The organism is Azospirillum endophyticum (assembly GCF_016595245.1).
Taxonomy (GTDB): Bacteria; Pseudomonadota; Alphaproteobacteria; order Azospirillales; family Azospirillaceae; genus Azospirillum; species Azospirillum endophyticum.
In genome coordinates, this window is sequence record NZ_JAENHM010000044.1 from 326,282 (window position 1) to 347,119 (window position 20,838).

22 protein-coding genes are annotated in these 20,838 nt (G+C 67.8%); 15 read left to right on the plus strand and 7 right to left on the minus strand.

Features of this window, described 5'->3' with window-relative positions; translation table 11 throughout:
• Positions 1–19 precede the first annotated feature (19 nt).
• Complete coding sequence (locus JHL17_RS14805; protein ID WP_200194247.1) at positions 20–985, minus strand: SDR family NAD(P)-dependent oxidoreductase; 966 nt, start codon at positions 983–985, stop codon at positions 20–22.
• A 66-nt stretch (positions 986–1,051) separates the two neighbouring features.
• A complete protein-coding gene (locus JHL17_RS14810; protein WP_247893542.1) occupies positions 1,052–1,813 on the minus strand; it encodes an SDR family NAD(P)-dependent oxidoreductase in 762 nt (253 codons plus the stop codon).
• A gap of 163 nt (positions 1,814–1,976) precedes the next feature.
• On the opposite strand from JHL17_RS14810, the gene JHL17_RS14815 reads away from it, so the two are divergent.
• The 11 genes from JHL17_RS14815 to JHL17_RS14865 all read left to right on the plus strand — a co-directional run bounded on the left by JHL17_RS14815 (position 1,977) and on the right by JHL17_RS14865 (position 12,025).
• Positions 1,977–2,603 (plus strand): TetR/AcrR family transcriptional regulator, encoded by a 627-nt coding sequence (locus JHL17_RS14815; RefSeq protein WP_200194250.1) that lies wholly within the window; start codon positions 1,977–1,979, stop codon positions 2,601–2,603.
• 186 nt (positions 2,604–2,789) lie between these two features.
• Entirely contained in the window at positions 2,790–4,229 is a 1,440-nt protein-coding gene (gene soxC / locus JHL17_RS14820; protein WP_200194251.1) for a sulfite dehydrogenase, read from the plus strand.
• Complete coding sequence (locus JHL17_RS14825) at positions 4,213–5,265, plus strand: c-type cytochrome (RefSeq protein ID WP_200194252.1); 1,053 nt, start codon at positions 4,213–4,215, stop codon at positions 5,263–5,265. The genes soxC and JHL17_RS14825 overlap by 17 nt, the downstream gene beginning before the upstream one ends.
• Before the next feature lie 24 nt (positions 5,266–5,289).
• Positions 5,290–5,748 carry a thiosulfate oxidation carrier protein SoxY gene (soxY, locus tag JHL17_RS14830; protein ID WP_200194257.1) on the plus strand — a complete coding sequence of 153 codons (459 nt, stop codon included), beginning with the start codon at positions 5,290–5,292 and terminating at the stop codon, positions 5,746–5,748.
• A 23-nt stretch (positions 5,749–5,771) separates the two neighbouring features.
• The gene (gene soxZ, locus JHL17_RS14835; protein ID WP_200194258.1) at positions 5,772–6,083 is read left to right on the plus strand and encodes a thiosulfate oxidation carrier complex protein SoxZ; all 312 of its coding nucleotides are present in this window, start codon (positions 5,772–5,774) and stop codon (positions 6,081–6,083) included.
• Positions 6,084–6,171: 88 nt separating this feature from the next.
• Entirely contained in the window at positions 6,172–6,987 is an 816-nt protein-coding gene (gene soxA, locus JHL17_RS14840; protein ID WP_200194259.1) for a sulfur oxidation c-type cytochrome SoxA, read from the plus strand.
• An 11-nt stretch (positions 6,988–6,998) separates the two neighbouring features.
• On the plus strand, positions 6,999–7,664 hold the full coding sequence (gene soxX / locus JHL17_RS14845) for a sulfur oxidation c-type cytochrome SoxX (protein WP_200194260.1): 666 nt from the start codon (positions 6,999–7,001) through the stop codon (positions 7,662–7,664).
• Positions 7,661–9,385, plus strand: coding sequence for a thiosulfohydrolase SoxB (soxB, locus tag JHL17_RS14850; RefSeq protein ID WP_200194261.1), 1,725 nt, complete (start codon positions 7,661–7,663; stop codon positions 9,383–9,385). Before soxX ends, soxB begins: the two co-directional genes overlap by 4 nt.
• Before the next feature lie 37 nt (positions 9,386–9,422).
• Complete coding sequence (locus JHL17_RS14855; protein WP_200194262.1) at positions 9,423–9,851, plus strand: DsrE family protein; 429 nt, start codon at positions 9,423–9,425, stop codon at positions 9,849–9,851.
• Positions 9,852–9,876: 25 nt separating this feature from the next.
• Positions 9,877–10,977, plus strand: a complete 1,101-nt coding sequence (locus JHL17_RS14860; RefSeq protein WP_247893543.1) for a YeeE/YedE family protein — start codon at positions 9,877–9,879, stop codon at positions 10,975–10,977.
• Between the two features lie 40 nt (positions 10,978–11,017).
• The gene (locus tag JHL17_RS14865; protein ID WP_200194263.1) at positions 11,018–12,025 is read left to right on the plus strand and encodes an MBL fold metallo-hydrolase; all 1,008 of its coding nucleotides are present in this window, start codon (positions 11,018–11,020) and stop codon (positions 12,023–12,025) included.
• A 157-nt stretch (positions 12,026–12,182) separates the two neighbouring features.
• Here JHL17_RS14865 and JHL17_RS14870 read toward each other — a convergent pair whose 3' ends face one another.
• Complete coding sequence (locus JHL17_RS14870) at positions 12,183–13,100, minus strand: dihydrodipicolinate synthase family protein (protein ID WP_200194264.1); 918 nt, start codon at positions 13,098–13,100, stop codon at positions 12,183–12,185.
• Between the two features lie 272 nt (positions 13,101–13,372).
• On the opposite strand from JHL17_RS14870, the gene JHL17_RS14875 reads away from it, so the two are divergent.
• Together JHL17_RS14875 and JHL17_RS14880 are read left to right on the plus strand one after the other, a co-directional pair.
• The gene (locus tag JHL17_RS14875; protein ID WP_200194265.1) at positions 13,373–14,704 is read left to right on the plus strand and encodes an MFS transporter; all 1,332 of its coding nucleotides are present in this window, start codon (positions 13,373–13,375) and stop codon (positions 14,702–14,704) included.
• Between the two features lie 117 nt (positions 14,705–14,821).
• Entirely contained in the window at positions 14,822–15,646 is an 825-nt protein-coding gene (locus JHL17_RS14880; RefSeq protein ID WP_200194266.1) for an IclR family transcriptional regulator, read from the plus strand.
• Between the two features lie 156 nt (positions 15,647–15,802).
• Here JHL17_RS14880 and JHL17_RS37040 read toward each other — a convergent pair whose 3' ends face one another.
• Together JHL17_RS37040 and JHL17_RS14890 are read right to left on the minus strand one after the other, a co-directional pair.
• Positions 15,803–16,048: a hypothetical protein gene (locus tag JHL17_RS37040; RefSeq protein WP_247893544.1), complete on the minus strand. Its 246-nt coding sequence runs from the start codon at positions 16,046–16,048 to the stop codon at positions 15,803–15,805.
• A gap of 374 nt (positions 16,049–16,422) precedes the next feature.
• On the minus strand, positions 16,423–17,187 hold the full coding sequence (locus JHL17_RS14890; RefSeq protein ID WP_200194268.1) for an SDR family NAD(P)-dependent oxidoreductase: 765 nt from the start codon (positions 17,185–17,187) through the stop codon (positions 16,423–16,425).
• 103 nt (positions 17,188–17,290) lie between these two features.
• Here JHL17_RS14890 and JHL17_RS14895 point away from each other — a divergent pair, with 103 nt between their 5' ends.
• A complete protein-coding gene (locus JHL17_RS14895; protein ID WP_200194269.1) occupies positions 17,291–18,214 on the plus strand; it encodes a LysR family transcriptional regulator in 924 nt (307 codons plus the stop codon).
• Between the two features lie 155 nt (positions 18,215–18,369).
• Here the strand turns inward: JHL17_RS14895 and JHL17_RS14900 are convergent, their stop codons facing one another.
• On the minus strand, positions 18,370–18,606 hold the full coding sequence (locus JHL17_RS14900) for an AbrB/MazE/SpoVT family DNA-binding domain-containing protein (RefSeq protein WP_200194270.1): 237 nt from the start codon (positions 18,604–18,606) through the stop codon (positions 18,370–18,372).
• A gap of 159 nt (positions 18,607–18,765) precedes the next feature.
• On the opposite strand from JHL17_RS14900, the gene JHL17_RS14905 reads away from it, so the two are divergent.
• The gene (locus JHL17_RS14905) at positions 18,766–19,458 is read left to right on the plus strand and encodes a TetR/AcrR family transcriptional regulator (protein ID WP_200194271.1); all 693 of its coding nucleotides are present in this window, start codon (positions 18,766–18,768) and stop codon (positions 19,456–19,458) included.
• A 60-nt stretch (positions 19,459–19,518) separates the two neighbouring features.
• Here the strand turns inward: JHL17_RS14905 and JHL17_RS14910 are convergent, their stop codons facing one another.
• Positions 19,519–20,748: an MFS transporter gene (locus JHL17_RS14910; RefSeq protein WP_200194273.1), complete on the minus strand. Its 1,230-nt coding sequence runs from the start codon at positions 20,746–20,748 to the stop codon at positions 19,519–19,521.
• Between the last annotated feature and the right edge of the window lie 90 nt (positions 20,749–20,838).

The following is a 20,838-nucleotide window of genomic DNA, read 5'->3' on the forward strand; positions in this document are numbered from 1 at the left end:
GGGGCCGCGGCAGGCCGTCTCACGCGGTGCCGACCAGTTCCTCGCTCTTCGTCCAGAGCCGCTGCGCCCTGTCCCCATCCAGGGCATAGGATCGCACGCCGTCGGCGAACGGATTGGGGGTGTCGTTGACGGTCGCGATCGCGACATCCTCGAGATACTTGCCGCCGATCACGTCCTTGTCGGCGACGACCGCCGCCCACACCGTCGTTGCGGCGGCCTGCCCGATGTCCTTCAGTTCCGCCGGCGGAAGCCCCGCCTCGGCACGAGCGTCGGCCACCGTCGCGAACAGGCCCTGCAGGTCTCCCTCGGAAAAATGGCGGGGGAGGTTGGTGAGGCTGTTCCCGGGCATCACCGACGCGGCACGGATCCCGCGCCGCCGATGCCGACGATCGAATTCGACGGCGAACAAGGCGTTGGCGGTCTTCGACCGGCCATAAGCCAGGAAGGGTTCATACGCCTGCCGCTCGAAATTGGGGTCCTCGAGGTCGACATCGGCCACGCGATGGGCCTGGGACGACAGCACCACCAAGCGTCCACCGTCGACAAGCAGCGGCTCGATTCGGGTGAGGAGAGCAAAATGACCGAGGTGATTGGTCCCGAACTGAGTTTCGAAGCCGTCGACCGTTCTTCCTTCAGGCGTCGCCATTATCCCGGCGTTGGCAATGATGGCATCGAAACGGCGGCCGTCCGCCAGCAGCTTCTCCGCAGCGGAGCGCACGCTTTGCAATGACGCGAGATCGAGTTCGATCAATTCGAGGCTGCCGCCGCCCTGCGAGGCGGCATCGCGGACCTGTGCCGTGGCGGCCTCCGCCTTGGCCGGGTCCTTGACCGTACCGACGATGCCGGCGCCGCGTGCCGCCAGGGCACGGGCGGTTTCCCGGCCGATGCCCGATGCCGTCCCCGTCACCAGAAAGCGCTTTCCCTTGAGATCGACACCGGCGAGAACCTCGTCGGCGGTCGACTTGGCGCCAAAGCTGTTGGTCATTTCCTGTCCTAACCTGTTGGGATGGTGATCGCCGATCACTGCGTTGCGTGTGACGGCCTTGCGTGGTCAGATGCCGAGGCCGCCCGCCACGTCGATGACGCCGCCGGTCATGTACCCGGCATCCGGCCCCGCCAGGAAGCAGACGACTGCCGCCACTTCCCCGACCGTCGCGATCCGGCGGATGGGGTGGAGATCCAGGAAGGCATCCGGAGCATTCGTGTTGCCGAAGACTTCCGCCATCATGTCGGTCGGCATGGCGCCGGGCTGGACGACGTTGACGGTGATGCCGCGTGGGCCGAGGTCGCGCGCGGCTCCCTTCGCATAGCCGTTGATGGCCGCTTTCGTTCCCACATAGTCGGCAACCCCCGGTACCAGGGAACGGGTGCCGTTGAGGGAGCCGATGAAAACGATCCGCCCACCGTCGGAAAGTACCGCCGCCGCCGCGCGGGTGGTCGCCACCGCACCCATGACGTTGATCTGCCACTGACGGTCGAGTGGCGCCGTGTCGAGATCGGGATCCCCGAGCAACTGGCCCTTGGCGACGATCGCAGCGTTGTTGACGAGGATGTCGAGCTTGCCCAACTGCGCGACAACCCTCTCGACAAGAGGCTTGGCGGCTGCCGTGTCCGCCTGATCGCTCTGGATCGCGAGGGCGCGCACGCCCTTCGCCTTCAGTTTCCCGACGACCGCCTCGGCCTTGCCGGCGGAGGCGACATAGCTGATTGCGACGTCCGCTCCACGGTCGGCAAGCGCCTCGGCAATCGCCGCGCCAAGCCCGCGGGAGCCGCCGGTGACGAGCGCGACCTTCCCCTTCAAATCATCCGACATGCCCATATCCCCTCTCGAGTGGTCCGGCGCGCCACGGCGGACCTGCCGCCGCCGACGAGACGATAATCAGTAACGATCGTTACGATAACGATCGTTACAAAATCTGGACGCGGGCCGTCAAGCATATTATAATGATCGTTATCAAAATTGCGGGGATGACCGGATGGGCCGCCATCGCGAGATCGACGTGGAAAAGGTTCTCGACGCCGCCCTGTCCGTCTTCTGGCGGAAGGGGTACGAGGGCACGAGCTACGCGGATCTGGTCGAAGCGGCCGGCGTGGAGCGGCCTGCCTTCTATTCCGCCTTCGGCAACAAGGAGGCACTCTTCCGCAAGGTGCTGGCGCGCTACGACGAGCTGTATCTGGACTATATCCCGGAGGCGCTTCAGCTCCCGACGGCGCGCGAGGTCGCTGCCCATATCCTGCGCAAGGCCGTCGAGCACAACACGCGCTACCCCGACCGGATGGGGTGTCTGGGCATCAACGGGGCGGTCGCGGCCTCGGATGAGGCGGAGCCCATACGGCAAATGCTGGCCGAGTTCCGGGCCGCCGGTCGGGAGCGGCTTCGCGAGCGCTTCGAACGGGCAAAGGCGGAAGGCGACCTTCCGAGGACGGCCAAACCCGATGCGCTGGCGGCCTTCGTGATGACGATCACCCAAGGCATCGCGGTCCAGGCCAAAGCCGGGATGAGCCGCGAGTTGCTGGAGGAGGTGGCGGAGCAGGCGCTGGACTCATGGCCCGCCGGTCGCCGGTCGCGTTCCGGAAAATCCCCGACACAAGCCTCGGGTTGACCGGCAATCGGGCTGGCAGACCGCCTCCCCCAAATCCGGGGACCATGCCGGAGCTGCGCGCCGTCCGAAACCAAGGGTTTTCCCTTGGTCCCAACCGGAATCGTCCCGGTAGCGGCAATTGTTCGCTGCACGTACCATAAGCGCGACAAGGACACCGGCAGCGAACCGGAAGGAATTCAGACGGACATGAGCAATTTGCGGCCAACGGGAGAGGCGACTCCCCGAACCGATCCGCTTGTCCCCGGCGCGGACATCTCCAGCGCGGATATCCGGGCCGGCCGGTTGCGGCGGGCGCCCGAGAATTTCCTGACCGCCGACGACATCCGGCAGGTCGGCAAGGGACGGCGCGATTTCCTGCGCAGCAGCTTCCTGGCGGCGGCAGCCGCCACCGGCGCGGCGGCGCTGGGTGGCCGTGCCGCCATTGCCGCGACCACCGTCGCCGGCGACGGCGACCCCAACATCCTGACCCCCACCCCCTGGGGCAGCAGCCTGGGGCTGCCGGTGGCGGCCAATCCCTACGGCCAGCCGTCGAAGCACGAGCGCGCCCTGGTGCGCCGGCAAAGCCCCGGCCTGACCCAGGTGCCGGCCGCCAGCGTGTCCTTCGCCCCCCTGCAGGGGCTGTTCGGCATCATCACGCCCTCCGGCCTGCATTTCGAGCGGCACCACCAAGGCTGGCAGGACATCGACCCGACCCGGCACCGGCTGATGGTCAACGGCGCCCGGCCCGACTTCGTGAAGACGCCGAAGGTCTACACGATGGACGACATCATGCGCCTGCCGCCGGTGTCGCGGATGCATTTCATCGAATGCGGCGCCAACACCGGCATGGAATGGGGCAACGTCGCGGTTCCCACCGTGCAGTACACCCATGGCATGCTGTCGTGCAGCGAATTCACCGGAGTGCCGCTGCGCACCCTGCTGGAGGATTGCGGCGCCGACCTGAAGGCCGCCAAATTCGTCCTCGCCGAGGGCGGCGACGGCTCGTCGATGACCCGCACCATCCCGATCGAGCTGGTGCTGTCCGGCGAGGTGATGGTGGCCTACGGCCAGAACGGCGAGATGCTGCGGCCGGAGAACGGCTATCCGCTGCGCCTCGTGGTGCCGGGGGTGCAGGGCGTCTCCTGGGCGAAATGGCTGCGCCGGATCGAGGTCGGCGACCGCCCCTACGCCACCAAGGACGAGGCGGTCCACTACATCGACCTGATGCCCGACGGCCAGCACCGGCAATACACCTCGATCCAGGAATGCAAGTCGGTCATCACCAGCCCGTCGGGCGGCCAGACCCTGCTGGACAAGGGATATTTCACCATCAGCGGCCTCGCCTGGTCGGGCCGCGGGGCGGTCAAGCGGGTCGACGTCTCGACCGACGGCGGCATGAACTGGAGCCAGGCGACCCTGCAGACGCCCGTCCTGTCGAAATGCCTGACCCGCTTCACCCTGGCCTGGAACTGGGACGGCCGCCCGGCACTGCTGCAATCGCGCGCCACCGACGAGACCGGCTTCGTCCAGCCCGCCTACGGCCAGCTTCGCGCGGTGCGCGGCACACGGTCGATCTACCACAACAACGCGATCCAGACCTGGCAGGTCGCCGAAAGCGGGGACGTGAACAATGTCCAGATCCTGTAAAGCGGCGCTGCTCGCTTCGGCCGTCGGTGCCCTTCTCGCCTGGACGGCGCCGGCGCTGGCGGACGGCTTCGCCAATGTCGGCCGCCCGGCGACCCCGGCCGAGATCAAGGCCTGGGACATCGACGTCGGTCCCGACTTCGCCGGGCTGCCCAAGGGCTCCGGCACCGTGTCGCGCGGCATGGAGATCTGGGAGGAGAAATGCGCCAGCTGCCACGGCACCTTCGGTGAGAGCAACAGCGTCTTCAACCCGCTGGTCGGCGGCACCACCGCCGAGGATATCAAGACCGGCCATGTCGCCGCCCTGAAGCGGACCGACTTCCCGGCGCGGACGACCTTCATGAAGGTCGCCACCGTCTCCACCCTCTACGACTACATCCGCCGCGCCATGCCGTGGAACGCGCCGAAGTCGCTGAGCGACGACGACGTCTATGCCGTGCTGGCCTATCTGCTGAACCTCGCGGAGATCGTGCCGGACGACTACACCCTGACCGACGCGACCATCCGCGACGTGCAGAAGCGGATGCCGAACCGCGACGGCATGACCACCGCCCACGCGCTCTGGCCCGGCCCTGACTTCCCCGGCATGGCGGCCAAGCCCGACACCGCCAACGCCGCCTGCATGACGAACTGCAAGCCGAAGGCCGAACTGGCCTCGCAGTTGCCGGAGCACGCCCGCGGCGCCCACGGCAACATCGCCGAGCAGAACCGCCTCATCGGCCCGGTCCGCGGCCAGCGCACCGGCCCGGACACGGCCGCCGCGGAGGCACCCTCCCCCGCCCTGGCGCTGGCCGAACAGTCCGGCTGCCTGTCCTGCCATGCGGTCGACACCCGCGTCGTCGGCCCGAGCTACAGCGAGATCGCCGCCCGCTACCGCGGCAAGAACAGCAACGAAACGGCCGACGCGCTGGTGTCGAAGGTCAAGGCAGGCGGCGACGGCGCCTGGGGCGCCGTGCCGATGCCGCCGCAGGACGATCTGAGCATCGACGACGCCAAGACCCTGGTCGCCTGGATCCTGTCCGGCGCGCCGCAGAAGTAACGAGACCGAGGAGGAGCATCTCACATGACACAGGCAGTGATGGAACGGCGTCAGGTGCTGACGTTCCTGGGGGCGCTGGCGGCGGCCGGATTCGTGGTGCCGCAGGCGGCCTTCGCCAACTGGGACAAGCCCGCCTTCGACGCCAAGACGATGGACGACGCGCTGAAGGCGCTCGGTGCCGGCGCGCCGGCCAACAGCGGCGACGTGCAGATCGTCGCCTCCGACATCGCGGAGAACGGGGCGGTGGTTCCGGTCCAGGCGATCAGCCGGCTGCCCAACACCGAACGCATCGCCATCCTGGTGGAAAAGAACCCCAACATGCTGGCGGCCGCCTTCGACATGGCGCCGGACACCATTCCGGAAGTCACCGCCCGCATCAAGATGGGACAGACCTCCAACGTCATGGTGCTGGTCAAGGCCGACGGCAAATTCTACGCCGCCGCCAAGGAAATCAAGGTGACGCTCGGCGGCTGCGGCGGCTGAGCGGACGGGAAAGGAGCACGATCATGGGCAATCCGATGAAGATCCGCGCCTCCGCCAAGGACGGCGTCACCGAGATCAAGATCCTGATGAGCCACGAGATGGAGACCGGCCAGCGCAAGGACGCCAACGGCACGGTCATCCCCGCCTGGTTCATCAACGAGATCACCGCCAAGCTCGACGGCAAGACGGTGATGCAGGCGCAATGGGGGCCGTCGATTTCCAAGAACCCCTACCTCGCCTTCAAGGTCAAGGGCGGCAAGGCCGGCGACAAGGTCTCCGTCACCTGGGTCGACAACCGGGGCGACACCCGCACCGACGAGGCCGCCGTGACTTGAGAAGTCGGCACCTGACGCGGCGCCGCTCAAGCCGGCAGGGGCGGGCCGGCGGGGGCGGACAAGAACGAGAGGATGGGAGGGGGGAGACATGGTGGATCGTGTAAGCGTCGGGGTTGCGGCGTTCCTTGCGGTGTCGGCAGTGGCCGCGACGGCGGCCTACGCCCAGAAGGATGCGGCGCAGGAGGGCATCGAGGCATATCGCGAAGCCTTGCAGGACGGCAACCCGGCCGAACTGTACGAGGCGACCGGCGAGGAGCTGTGGAAGACGCCGGCCGGCCCGAAGAAGGCCTCGCTGGAGCAATGCGACCTCGGCCTCGGCCCCGGCGTCGTCAAGGGCGCCTATGCCCGGCTGCCGCGCCATTTCCAGGACACCGACCGCGTCCAGGATCTGGAGTCGCGCCTGCTGACCTGCATGGAGACTTTGCAGGGCAAGGATCCGAAACCCTATGTCGAGTCCGCCTTCACCGCCCCGCCGAAGGAGGAGATGATCGCGCTCGCCGCCTATGTCTCCGGCCAGTCCAAGGGCGACGCCATCGCCGTCGCGCCCAAGCATCCCAAGGAACAGGCGATGTACGATTTGGGCAAGCGGATGTTCTACTATCAGAGCGGTCCCTACGACTTCTCCTGCGCCACCTGCCACGGCCAGGAAGGCACGCGCATCCGTCTCCAGGACCTGCCCTACATCCCGGGAACCAAGGGCGCGGCGGCCGGCTGGGGCAGCTGGCCGGCCTACCGGGTCAGCGCCGGCCAGATGTGGTCGATGCAGTGGCGCCTGAACGACTGCTTCCGCCAGCAGCGCTTCCCCGAGCCGGTCTACACCTCCGACGCGACCATCGCGCTGTCGATGTACATGGCGGCCAACGCCAGCGGGGAAACCATGAAGACGCCCGGGATCAAGCGTTGAGGGAGACCGCCATGAAAAACGCCATGACCCACCTTGCCGCCATTGCCGCCCTGCTGCTGGCCGGCCCGGCGCTCGCCCAGGGCAAGGCCGCGCCGTCCTGGGGACCGGGGGCCGACGATGCCGCCTTCACCCGCATGCTGGCCGCCAGCTTCAAGGACAAGGGCATCGCCAAGGTCGACCGCCTGACCCAGGACGAGACGCAGGCCTTCTGCTCCGACCCCGAGGCCGCCGCCAGCCCGGCCGCGGCGGAAAAGCGCCAGCGGATCGAGGCCGCCAACATGGCGACGGTCAAATGGCCGTCGGACGGCAAATGGCTGGGCGACTGGAAGGAAGGCGAGAAGATCGCCCAGAGCGGCCGCGGCAACACGTGGACCGACAAGCCGGGCGAGCCCAACGGCGGCAACTGCTACAACTGCCACCAGATCAGCCCGGCGGAGATCTCCTACGGCACCATCGGCCCCAGCCTGCTGCAATACGGCGCGCTGCGCGGCGGCGACGAGGAGACGATGAAGGCGGCCTGGGCCAAGATCTACAACGCCAAATCGCTCAACGCCTGCTCCAACATGCCGCGCGCCGGCCATATGGGCATCCTGGCCGAGGCGCAGATCAAGCACCTGATGGCCCTGCTGTTCGACCCGGCCTCGCCGGTCAATGCCAAAACGGGGCCTGCGAAATGAACCGCCGCGAGTTCCTCACCGTCCTGGCCGCCGCCAACGCCGCCGGCCTGCTGCTGCCCGGCGCCGGCCTCGCCCGCGCCGAGGCGGCGGCGGAAGCGGTCTACGACGCGCCGGCCTTCGGCAACGTCTCGCTTCTGCACATCACCGACTGCCATGCCCAGCTTAAGCCGATCCATTTCCGCGAGCCGAGCGTCAATCTCGGCATCGGCGGCATGGCCGGCCGGGTGCCGCATCTGGTGGGCAGCCGGCTGCTGGAGCATTTCAACCTCAAGGCCGGCAGCCGCGAGGCCTACGCCTACTCCTGTCTCGACTTCGAAAATCTCGCCGGGCTGTACGGCAAGGTCGGCGGCTTCGCCCATCTGGCGACGCTGGTCAAGCGGGTGCGGGCCAACCGGCCGGGCGCCCTGCTGCTCGACGGCGGCGACACCTGGCAGGGGTCGGGCACCGCGCTGTGGACTCAGGGACAGGACATGGTGGAGGCCGCCAAGCTGCTGGGCGTCGACATCATGACCCTGCATTGGGAATGCACCTACGGCCAGGACCGCGTGAAGGAGATCGCCGAAAAGGACTTCGCCGGCAAGATCGAGATCGTCGCCCAGAACATCAAGACCGCCGATTTCGGCGACGACGTCTTCAAGCCCTACACCCTGCGCGACGTCAACGGCGTCAAGGTCGCGGTGATCGGACAGGCCTTCCCCTACACGCCGATCGCCAACCCGCGCTACATGGTGGCCGACTGGACCTTCGGCATCCGCGAGGAGGAGATGCAGGCGACGGTCGATGCCGCCCGTGCCGCCGGCGCCGCGGTGGTCGTCGTGCTGTCGCACAACGGCATGGACGTCGACCTGAAGATGGCGTCGCGCGTCCGCGGCATCGACGCCATCCTCGGCGGCCACACCCATGACGGCATGCCGGCGCCCAGCATCGTCGCCAACCCCGGCGGCAAGACGCTGGTCACCAACGCCGGCTCCAACGGCAAGTTCCTGGGCGTGCTCGACCTTCAGGTGACGGGCGGGCGGGTCGCCGACTTCCGCTACCGGCTGATGCCGGTCTTCGCCACCCTGCTGCCCGCCGACCCGGAGATGGACGCGCTGATCACCCGCGTCCGTGCCCCCTACGAGGCCAGGCTGGGCGAGACGCTGGCGGTGACGGAAGGAACGCTCTACCGGCGCGGCAACTTCAACGGCAGCTTCGACCAGCTGATCCTCGACGCGCTGATGGCGGAGAAGGATGCCGAGATCGCCTTCTCCCCCGGCTTCCGCTGGGGCACCACGCTGCTGCCCGGCCAGCCGATCACCATGGAGAACCTGCTGGACCAGACCGCCATCACCTATCCCTACGTCACGCTGAACCGGATGACCGGCGAGCAGATCAAGACGGTGCTGGAGGATGTCTGCGACAACCTGTTCAACCCCGACCCCTATTACCAGCAGGGCGGCGACATGGTGCGCGTCGGCGGCCTGTCCTACGCCTGCGACCCCGCCGCCCCGGCCGGCCGGCGCATCCAGGACATGACGCTGAACGGCCAGCCGCTGGAGGCGTCGAAGAGCTACAAGGTCGCCGGCTGGGCGCCGGTCGCGGAGGAGGCGAAGGCGGCCGGCGGCGAGCCGGTCTGGGACCTCGTCGCCCGCCATCTGCGCGCCCGCAAGACGGTGGCGCCGCCGCAGCTCAACCTGCCGACCCTGAAGGGGGTGGACGGCAACCCCGGCCTTGCCGCCTGACGGCTTGGCCCAGCTCCGAACCGGAAAGGCTCAGACCATGAGCGTTCGTCGTTTCCTGGCCCCCCTGCTGATGCTGTTCATCCTGGCCGGCGCCGCCCCGGCGCTGGCCCAGGACAAGGTCGTCTACCACATCGACAACGCCGCCGAGCAGGGCACCAAGGCGCTGCGCAACATCCGCAACCATCTGGACGTGGCACCGAAGACCGAGATCCGCGTGGTCACCCACGCCGAGGGCATCGACCTGCTGATGGAAGGCGCCAAGGACCAGAAGAACAACATCGACTATGCCCCGCTGATCTCCGACCTGAAGGGGCGCGGCGTCCACTTCGAGGTGTGCGAGATCACCATCAAGCGGCGCAACCTGAACAAGGACCAGTTCGTGATGGACGCGGAGTTCACGCCCTCCGGCGTCGTCCGCATCACCGAGCTGCAGGCGCGCGACCACTACGCCTACATCAAGCCCTGAGAGGGCCGCCGCCATGGATCCCGCCATGGGTCTCACCCTCGACGCCCTGATGGAAAGCCTGGGCGAGGACCGCTTCATGGCGCTGGGCGGGCTGGCGGTCGGCCTGCTGTTCGGGGTCGTGGCGCAGCGGTCGCGCTTCTGCCTGCGCGCTTCGACGCTGGAGGTGGCGCATGGCCGGCTGGGCGACCGGCTGGCGGTGTGGCTAATCGCCTTCTCCACCGCGCTGATCGCGACCCAGGGGCTGATCCTGCTCGGGCTGTTCGACACCGGCAGCGTCCGCCAGCTCAACAATCCCGGCAGCCTGTCGGGGGCGGTGATCGGCGGGCTGATGTTCGGCTGCGGCATGACACTGACCCGGGCCTGCGCCAGCCGCATGCTGGTGCTGTCGGCGACCGGCAATCTGCGGGCGCTGCTGTCCGGGCTGGTGTTCGCGGTGGTCGCCCAGGCGGCGATGCGCGGCGTCCTGGCGCCGCTGCGCGAGACGGTCAACGGCTGGTGGGTGATCAGCGGCCAGCAGCGCGACCTGCTGGCGCTGGCCGGCATCGGCCATGGCGGGGCGCTGCTGTTCGGGATGGGCTGGCTCGCGGCCGGGGTGGCGATCGCCCGGCGCAACCGCTTGTCGGGCTGGTCCTGGCTGGGGGCGGCCGGGGTCGGCGCGACGGTCGCCGCCGCCTGGTGGTTCACCTGGCGGGCCGCAGCATCCGCCTTCGACCCGGTGACCGTCCATTCCCTGAGCTTCACCGCGCCCTCGGCCGATTTCCTGATGCTGGTGCTGTCGCCGCCGGGCACCCGCTGGGGCTTCGACACCGGGCTGATCCCCGGCGTGGCGCTGGGCGCCTTCCTCGCCGGTCTGGCCGGGCGCGACCTCAGGCTGGAGGGCTTCAACGACGGTTCCACCATGCGGCGCTACATCGTCGGCGGCTGCCTGATGGGATTCGGCAGCGTGCTGGCCGGCGGCTGCGCGGTCGGGGCCGGGGTGTCCGGCGCCTCGATCTTCACGGCGACGGCATGGCTGGTGCTGTGGTCGATGTGGATCGGCGCCGTGCTGACCGACTTCGCCATCGATCGCCCGGCGCGGACGGGCAATGGCGGCATCGCCACCGTCCCGCCGGTCGCGGCGCGATGAGTCAAAGCAATATCCAAACAACGCCCAGAGGGAGGCCCGCATGCTTCGCCTGCCCCGCCGCCTGCTGACCGGCACGGCCGCCACCCTGGCCGCCCTCCCCGGCCTTGCCGCGGTCCGCGCCTTCGCCGCCGGGGTGGAGGCCTTCGTCAAGGGGCCGCCAGTGCCCGACCAGCCGCTGGTCCGGGTCAGCCCGCATGTCTGGATCATCCAGTCCCCCGACGGCTTCCCGACGCCGCAGAACCAGGGGATGATGGCGAACGTCACCTTCGTCATCGGCCGCGACGGCGTGATCGTCGTCGACAGCGGCGCCTCGCTCCAGATCGGCGAGATGGCGATCCGCATGCTGCGGACACTGACGCCCAAGCCGGTCGTCGGCATCGTCAACACCCATTATCACGGCGACCATTGGCTGGGAAACCATGCCTTCGCCGAGGCGTTCGGCGCGGACCTGCCCCGCTACGCCCTGCCCGGCACGCGCGCGGCGATCCTGGGCGTGCAGGGCAGCTTCTGGCAAAGCTCCATGGTCAAATGGACGGCACAGGCCTCGGCCGGGACGCGGATCGTCGCCCCCAACCGCGACGCCGCCCATGGCGACGAGCTGTCGCTGGGCGACGTCCGCCTGCGCCTGCACCATTACGGCACCGCCCACACCCCGTCCGATCTGGCGGTTTCGGTGGTGGAGGACGGCGTCATGTGCGTCGGCGACATCATGATGGACCGCCGCATCGCCAACATGGACGACGGCTCCTATCTCGGCACCTTCGAGACCATGGACCGGCTCCGCGCCGACAGCGACACCCGCATCTGGCTGCCGGCCCACGGCGTGCCCGGCCCCGGCGTGCCGGACTGGCAACGCGCCCTGTTCGAGGGCATCTTCGAACCCTGCGTCGCCGCCGTGAAGGCCGGCCGGTCGGTCGAGGAGGCGAAGGCCGCGGTGCTGGCCGACCCGCGCGTCGCCTCCCGCGCCGCGGAGACCAAAGGCTGGGACAGCAACATCGGCAAATACGTCAGCCTCGCCTATCTGGAGGCGGAACAGGCCGACTTCTGACGCTCCGTCAATCCCGTCCGCCGTCCGCGACGAGTTACCGATAGGCCGTACACAGTAGGATGCGGTGCCCATCCTGCCCTCGATACCCTGACCGTTCCAGGGGCGCCCCGGTCAGGCGGCGCCCCTTTCCATTGTCCGGCGTCCGGGCCGGCGTCGGTCAGGCGACCGCGGCCTTCGGGATGGTCGTCGGATCGAAACGCAGAACCTCGGCGAGGGCGACGTCGATCAGGCGGTGCTGTTCGCCGGTCGAGACCGGCATCGGCCGCCGCGGCAGACCGGCGGCGCAGCCCTGAACGCCCAGCGCGTATTTCACGTTCGCAGGCAGATTGTCGGCGGAAATCGTGTTCCAGAAGCGCAGCAAGGCACGATGAATCTCATGCGCGGTCTTGTGGTCGCCGCGCTGCACCGCATCCCAGAGAGCGACGCAGACGCCGGGGACCGCAGCCGGGTTGGCGGCTATCGTGCCATGCGCGCCGATCGCGAAGGAAGGATAGAGAAGCGCATCGACAGCCGTCAGCACGATCTTGCCGGCCGGCACGGTGATCATCAGGTCGGCCATCAGCTTCAGGTCGCCGGCACTCTGCTTGACGCCGATCACGCCCGGATTGTCTGTCATGATGCGGACGAGCAGTGACGGGCTCAGGTAGTTCCAGGGAATGACGTTGTAGATGATCACCGGCACTTCGACCGCGTCGGTCAGACGGGCGAAATGGTCGACGGTCGCGTCCTCGCTCGGTTTGAAGACATAATGGACGGGCGTGACCTGAAGCGCGGCGATCGGATATTCGGCAACGGCCTTCGATCGCTCGATCGCATCGCCCGTCGAATTGGCGATGACGCCGGCGACCACCGGCACGCGACCGGCGACCTCCTCCGTGGTGATCTCGATCAGGCGGGCAAGCTCCGCCGTCTTCAAGGTATGGCCTTCGCCGGTCGAACCGCCGACGCAAACCCCGTGAACGCCTTTGGAAACCGTGAAGCGGACGACGTCGCGGAAGGCATTCTCGTCGATCCGTCCCTCTGCGGTGAACGGCGTCACGAGAGGCGGAATGATTCCCGTCAGTGAGGGCACCATAGAAAATCTCCTTTTATCCCGTATTGCGGGTTAAAGGCTAATTTTGAATTGGGCAGGCGTCAAGCCCGAGAATTTTGATTCTCAGCAAGACAACGAATAACTTGCTGCAAAGCAGCGTATTTTTTGCATGGCAAAACGATTTTAGCCGCGCAGTTTCGGCAATGCAGCGACGAATCTCCGTTGACATGCAGCGGATACGAGTGTCGTCATTGTCCCGTAATGAGAGATAACACATCACAGCCTTTTCCGTTGTGATGACCGGGAGGAAGGACATGTCACAGAAGGCTTTCGACGGTCGGATCGACCTTGCCGAACCACCGGCACATGCGGTGGTCGAGGATGCGGACTGCGGGCTCGTCAAGCGCGTCGCATTCGCCAGCGCGATCGGGAACGCGATCGAGTATTACGACTTCACGCTCTACGCGACCGCCACGGCGCTGGTGTTCAACAAAATCTTCTTCCCGAGCTCCGATCCGCTCGTCGGGTCGCTCGCGGCTTTCGCGACCTTCTTCGTCGGCTATTGCGCAAGGCCGATCGGCGGCATGCTGTTCGGGCATTTCGGGGACCGGGTCGGCCGTAAGGCCATGTTGCTCATCACGATCATGATGATGGGTCTCGGCACGGTCCTGATCGGATTGATGCCGTCCTACGATCAGATCGGGGTGTTCGCACCGATCGGGCTTCTCGTCCTGCGGATCGTTCAGGGCATCGGTCTCGGTGGCGAATATGGTGGCGGCATGGTGATGACCGTGGAACACGCCGCACCGGAGAAGCGCGGCTATTACAGCGCTCTCGTGCACATCGGGGTGCCCGCCGGCTTCCTGATCCCGATCGTGCTGCTGTCGATCATGTCGGCGGCGATGACGGAAGAGGTCTTTCTCTCCTGGGGTTGGCGCCTGCCGTTCCTCTTCTCGATCGTCCTGGTCGGCGTCGGCGTCTTCATCCGGCGGCGGATTTCCGAGACGCCCGCCTTTGCCAAGATGCTGAAGGAGGAGAAGCCGGCACGCCTGCCCCTCGTCGAAGCGGTCACCGGCCATTGGCGCGACATCCTGCTGGGCATCGGCGCCAAGATCGCCGAGAGCGGGCTTTTCAACGTCTATGCCGTCGTCGCGATCACCTATTGCATGACGACGCTCGGCCTGCCGAAGCAGACCATCCTGAACGGCGTTCTCCTCGGATGCGCGCTCGAATGCGTCACGCTGCCCTTTTTCGGCGCCCTGTCAGACCGCATCGGCCGCAAGGCGGTCTACGTCATCGGCATGGGCTTCCAGGCCGTGCTCGCCCTCGTCTTCTTCCCGATGCTCGACACCGGCAACACCGGGATGATCTGGCTTGCCATCGCACTTGGTCTGGCGATCGGCCACGGCTCGGTCTACGGGGCGCAGGGAGCCTTCTTCAGCGAGCTCTTCCCGGCGCGCATCCGCTACTCCGGCCTGTCGCTCGTCCAGCAGTTGGGGCCGATCCTCGGCGGCGGCCTTTCCCCGCTCGTCGCCACGGCAATCCTCGCGGGTTACGGCACGACGACCCTCGTGACGGCCTACATGGTGGGAATGGCGCTCCTCTCGGGGCTTTCCGCGCTCGCGCTGAAGCCCCGACACGCCTGAGAGACGGCGGGGGAAGGAGCGACGGCTCCTCCCCCGCTCAATTTCCCGGCTGACGTCCCGCCCCAAGGCACGCTAGAACGTCGAGGGAATCCATCGTGACGACCCCGACGAGCCCCCATGGCATCCGATTACGGCGTGAAGTCCTTCCAGAAGATCATGACGATTCTCGAGTGCTTCTCGACCGTCGATCGTAGCCTGTCGGTTTCGGAGATTGCCGAGCGATCGGGGTTGCCGCGCTCGACGGCGCACCGGTTGGTGCTGTCGCTCCGCCAGATCGGTCTTCTCGACCAGGACGGCAACCGCCTCGAATATCGACTGGGCCTCAAGCTGTTCGAACTCGGCACCGCCGTTCTCATCAACATGGACATCCATCGCGAGGCCCGCACCTTCGTGGAGCTGCTTGGGCAGGCCACCGGCGAATCCGTGCATCTCTGCGTTTTCGACGGCTGGCGCATGTCTTTCGTGGAGCGGGTGCTGGGCGGCCGGTCCGGGCCGAACAATTCGACCATCGTGATGGAATCCTCGCCCTGCCACTGCACCGGGGTGGGCAAGGCCGCGCTCGCCTTCCAGGAAGAACAGGTGATCGACCGGATTTGCGGTCTCGGCCTGCCGGCCTACACGCGCAACACCATCACGGATCCGACCGCGCTCAGAGCCGAGCTCATCCGCATCCGGGAGCGGGGCTATGCGATCGACAACGGCGAGATGGAAGCCGGCGTGCGCTGCGTCGCCGCTCCGATCCGCAACAGTTCAGGCCGCGTGTTCGCGGCGATCAGCGTGAGCGGGCCGGACCGGCGGATCACCGAGACCCGCGCACTCGAACTCGCCCCCAAGGTGATCGAGCACGCCGAACTCGTCTCGGCGCGGCTCGGCTGGCAACCGCCGAAGCGTGCCCGCGGGCGGGGACGCCCCCCGGCGGCCGCGGTTACGACCAACTCGTAGCCACGACCAGCCGAGGCATGCATCGGCGGATGCCATCAGCGAATTCGGGCGTCGGATCGGATCTCGATCCGATCCCGCCGATCAGAGCACGACGGTCAGCACGACGTTCGCAGGCCTCACGCAGCAGATCGACGCTCCGCGACGCCGGCTCCAGCGTCAGCCCGGCACGGTAAGGGGCGGGGAGCTCGATCCAAACGGCGGGCGTTCGGTGCGGCGGTTCGCCGGATCGATTCCACCCTGCGGCAGGCCAAAATGGTCGATCACCACGGTCGCGCCAACGGCGGCGATGGCGGGGACGACCTCCGCGAGGTCGTCGAAGCGGCGCTGGATTTCGACCTGCCAGCGGCGGGCGGCGAGGCGACGGAAGAAATCCTGCCTGTGCGCCGTCGTGTAATCCTCCAATTCGCGACCACGCGCAGCCGCTGCGGATGTGGGCGCAGCGCGACCTCGATGAAACTGTTGTCGGTACCGAGGAAGCTGGGCTGGAGCAGCACGCCATGGCTGAATCCCGCCCGATCCTGCAGCGAGAGTCAGTCCAAGAGTTCCGCCGCATGGGCCGGGCTGTAGCGTCGGCCCGCCGCCATCGGTAGGTCGGGGCGGAAGATCTGGGCATGCGTGTCGATGCCCCTGATCTGGGGGTGTGCGGTCATCCGTCGATCCATGCAGACAAAGAGGGATCGGCCCCTGCGCGGCGGCGTTCTGCAACGCCGTCGCACGGGGGCCGATCGAAGCGCCGGCATCGGTCGGACGATGCCATGGCTCGCGTTGTCTCGCGGTCAGACCTGGGCCATCCCGCCGTCGGCGAACAGCTCGACGCCGTTGATGAAGCTGCTGTCGTCGGACGCCAGGAAGACGGCGGCCTTGGCGATCTCGTCGGCGTCGCCGACCCGGCCCAGCGGCACCTGGGCGGCCAGGTAATCCACCAGCCCCTGCTGCTGTGCCGCGTCGGGACCGGCCAGTTCGACCAGGCCCGGCGTGCGGATCGGACCGGGGCTGAGCGTGTTGATGCGGATGCCGCGGTCCTTCAGGTCCAGGATCCAGCTGCGGGCGAAGTTGCGCACCGCCGCCTTGCTGGCGCTGTAGACGCTGAAGGCCGCCGTGCCCATGCTGCCGGCGGTGGAGCCGGCCAGGATCACCGACGCACCCTTGCCCAGCAGCGGCAGCGCCTTCTGCACGGTGAACAGCACGCCTTTCACATTGCGGTTGAAGGTATCGTCATACTGCTCCTCGGTGATGGAGCCCAGCGGCAGCATGCCGCCGCCGCCGGCATTGGCGTAGAGCACGTCGAGCCGGCCCGCTTCGCTTTGGATTTGGGCATAGAGCCGGTCGAGATCGGTGAGGTTGGAGGAGTCGGCCTGCACTCCCGTCGCCGTGCCGCCGGCGCTGCGGATCGCCGCGACCGCGGCCTCCAGTTCGGACTGGCGGCGGCCGGTGAGATAGACGGTGGCGCCTTCGGCGGCGAAGCGCCTGGCCGCGGCGAGGCCGATGCCGCTGGTGGCGCCGGTGACGAGGGCGATCTTGCCATCGAGTTTGCGTGACATCCGAAGTCTCCTTGGAATTGCGTTGTTCGCTGGAGACAAAGCTATCGACGACGCGTACCCATCGAAATAGAAATGACTGAAAATCATCGTTGCAGGATTGTCGATGTCGAAGCTGCCGGATTTCGAGGGGCTGGCGATGTTCGCCAAGGTGGTGGAAGAACGATCCTTCGCCGGTGCGGCCCGCACCATGGGCGTGTCGGTCGCCACCGTGTCGCGGGCCGTGGGCCGGCTCGAAGAGCGGCTGGGCGCGAGGCTGTTCAACCGCACCTCCCGCCGGCTGGCCCTGACCGATTTCGGCCATTCCCTGGCCGAGCGGGCGACCCGCCTCTATGACGAAGCGGAGGCGGCGGAGAATGCCGTGCGCGAGATGTCCAGCCGGCCGCGCGGCCTGATCCGCCTGGCGGTGCCGATGTCGTTCGGCCTGCGCTGGGTGGCGCCCTTGCTGCCGGATTTCTTCCGCCTCTATCCGGAGATTTCCATCGACCTGCATCTCAGCGACGCCGCCGTCGATCTGGTCGGCGACGGCTTCGATGCCGCCCTGCGTATCGCCGTTCTGCCCGACAGCTCGCTGGTGGCGCGGCGGCTGTGCGGGGTAGCGCCGGTGGTGCTTGCCGCGCCGAGCTATCTTGCCCGCCATGGCGAACCCCGGCATCCCCGCGAACTGAACGGCCATCATTGCCTGGGCTATGCCTATCGCCGCCGGCAGGACATCTGGCGCTTCACCAACAGCGCCGGCGAGGAGGAGAGCGTCACGCCCACCGGCCCGCTGCGCGTCACCAACGCCGACGCATTGGTGCCGATGCTGCTGGAGGGGCTGGCCATCGCCGAACTGCCGGAATTCATGGCGGCGGACCTCCTGGCCGATGGACGGCTCACCGCCATCCTGACCGACTGGTCGCTGCCGAAGGGAGGCCTCTATTTCGTCACGCCGTCGGCCCGCTCCCGCCCGGCGAAAATCGGCGTGCTGGCCGACTTCCTGATCGATCGCCTGTCGGAACCGGCTTGGCGGCGCGGGACCGGTCTGTAGACGAGCCTATCGAGGCTATCGCGCCTCCGGAGCCATTGGAGCAGCAGAGGGGAATACGAACGACAGCGTTTGGCATCGCCGGTCAGCTGCGGCAGCCCGAGCACCGCCGCATGAGGTCGAGAAGCACATTGGTTTTGACCATCGCCATCGGGCGATCAGTCCGCGCCCCGAGTCAGCGCCATGATCTGATCCGTGGTCAGACCCGCCGTGGCCCGGCCCCGCAGCCGCTCGAACCGGCTCCTTACCGGTGCCGTTCGGTCCGCCCGTCTCAGGACAACGCGCCCGTCCTCCGCAATCTCGAATTCCACCGCGCTACCGGGCTTGAGGCCCAAAAGGTCGCGAATCGGCTTGGGAATGGTGACTTGCCCGTTGCTGGTGAGCATTGTGGCCATGATCACTCCAATACCATCGAAAGCCCAAGGATCGCCCAGCAGGGTGCGGAGCGTTCCGCAACGGACGTCTTGAAAAACCGAACGGGCGCTCGCCTTATGTAGCGGCCGGTCCCCGGGCCGGGACATCGATCAACGGCACGCAAGACGGAGCAAAGCGGAATGGGCAGCGTACAGGAGTTCCAGGCACGGTTCGACCTGTCGATGGAAGCGCTGTGCGCCCGCATCCTGGAGCGCCATGCCGCGACCATCCGGGTGAAGAAGCCGGCCGTCGCCGTCGCCAACCTCGCGCGCATCGTCGAGACCACCCTGACGCTGGCGAACCGCAAGGGTTTCCATTCCATGAGCCTGCGCGACCTGGCCGAACAGTCGGGGCTGAGCATGGGGGCGCTCTACGCCTATTTCGACGGCAAGGACACGCTGTTGCTGATGATCCTGAACCAGGTGGTCGGCGCGGTGGAGGAGGTGCTGGGCCGCCCGCCGGACGCCTTGGCGACCGATCCGGCGGCCCGGCTGCGCTGGCTGCTGGAGACCCACCTGTTCTTGACCGAGACCATGCATCCCTGGTTCGTCTTCGCCTACATGGAGGCGAAGGCCTTCTCCAAGGAGGGGCGCGACCTTGCGATCGGCAGCGAGATGATGACCGAAAGCATGATCGCCGACGCGCTGGCCGAAGGGGTCGCCCGTGGCCGATTCAGGGTGCCGGACGTGGCGATGACCGCCGCGCTGATCAAGCCGATGCTGCAGGACTGGTACGTCAAGCGGGCCAAGCACCGCCGCCGCGGCATCACGCCCGAACATTATGCCGCCTCCCTGATCGACTTCGTCGAGATGGCGGCGGGGCTACGGACATAGAAAAGCCTCCGGCATCATGCGATGTCGCATGATGCCGGAGGCTTGTGGCAGGAGAAGGGGTCAGCGGTCGGAGCGGGTGAAGAGACGCAGGATCAGGGCGGCGGTCGAGGCGGCGGTGGCGACGGCGATCACGCCATTCCAGCCCCAGATCGCCAGCGCCTGGCTGCCCAACGTGGCGCCGGCAGCCATGCCAATGAACATGCCGACCATCAGCACCGCGTTCAGGCGGCTGCGGGCGGCCGGGTCGATGCCGTAGACGATGGTCTGGTGGGAGATCAGCGAGGCCTGGACGCCCAGGTCGAAACCGACGGCGCTCGCCACCAGCAGCCACAGGCGGCCTCCTTCGGGCAGCAGAGGCGACAGGGCCATGGCGGCGAAGGACAGGGCGGCCAGCCCGGCGCCCAGCCGGGTCATCAGGGCCGGGCCGCGGCTGTCGGCGATGCGGCCCGCCACCGGCGCCACCAGCGCACCCGCCGCTCCGGCCAGCCCGAAGGCACCGGCCGCGGCGGCACCCAGATGGAACGGCGCACCGTGCAGCATCACCGCCAGGGTCGACCAGAAGGCGCTGAAGCCCACCGACAGCAGGCCCTGGGCGATCGCCGCCCGGCGCAGCCCCGGATGGCGGGCCCACAGCGTGACCAGCGAACCCAGCAGTTCACCGTACCCAAGATCGGTCGTCGGCTTGAAGCGCGGCAACCCGCGCCACAGCGCCACGCCCAGCAGCGCGATGCTGCCGGCCGCCGCCACGAACACGGCGCGCCAGCCGTAATGCTCGGCGATGACGCCGCTGACCACCCGCGACAGCAGGATGCCCAGCAGCAACCCGGTCATCACCGTGCCGACCACCCGGCCGCGATGTTCCGCCGGAGCCAGGGTGGCTGCGGCGGGAACGATGTCCTGCGCCAGCGTCGCCGACAGGCCCAGGACCAGGCTCGCCGCCAGCAACCCGCCGATGGAAGGCGCGAAGCCCGCCGTCAGCAGCGCCGCAGCCAGGATGGCGGTCTTCGCCAGGATGATGCGGCGGCGGTCGATGCGGTCGCCCAGCGGCGCCAGCAGCAGGATGCCGAAGGCGTAGCCGAGTTGCGTCAGCGTCGGCACCCAGCCGACCGTCTGGTCGGCGGCCCCGATGTCGGCGCCGAGAACGCCGAGCATGGGCTGGCTGTAATAGAGGGACGCCACCGCCAGACCGGCGCCCGCCGCCATCAGGAAGACCAGGGGCCGGCTTATCCCGGCGTCGCGCGCCGGTGCCAGGATGACCGGGCTTGCATGCGCGGATTGAATGGTCGACATCGTTTGAACCCCTCAAGGACGTCCTGTCAGGACCGTCATGACCGTGATTGAGGGTGAGTATGGCGGCGGCGCGCTGGCGACGGTAGCCGG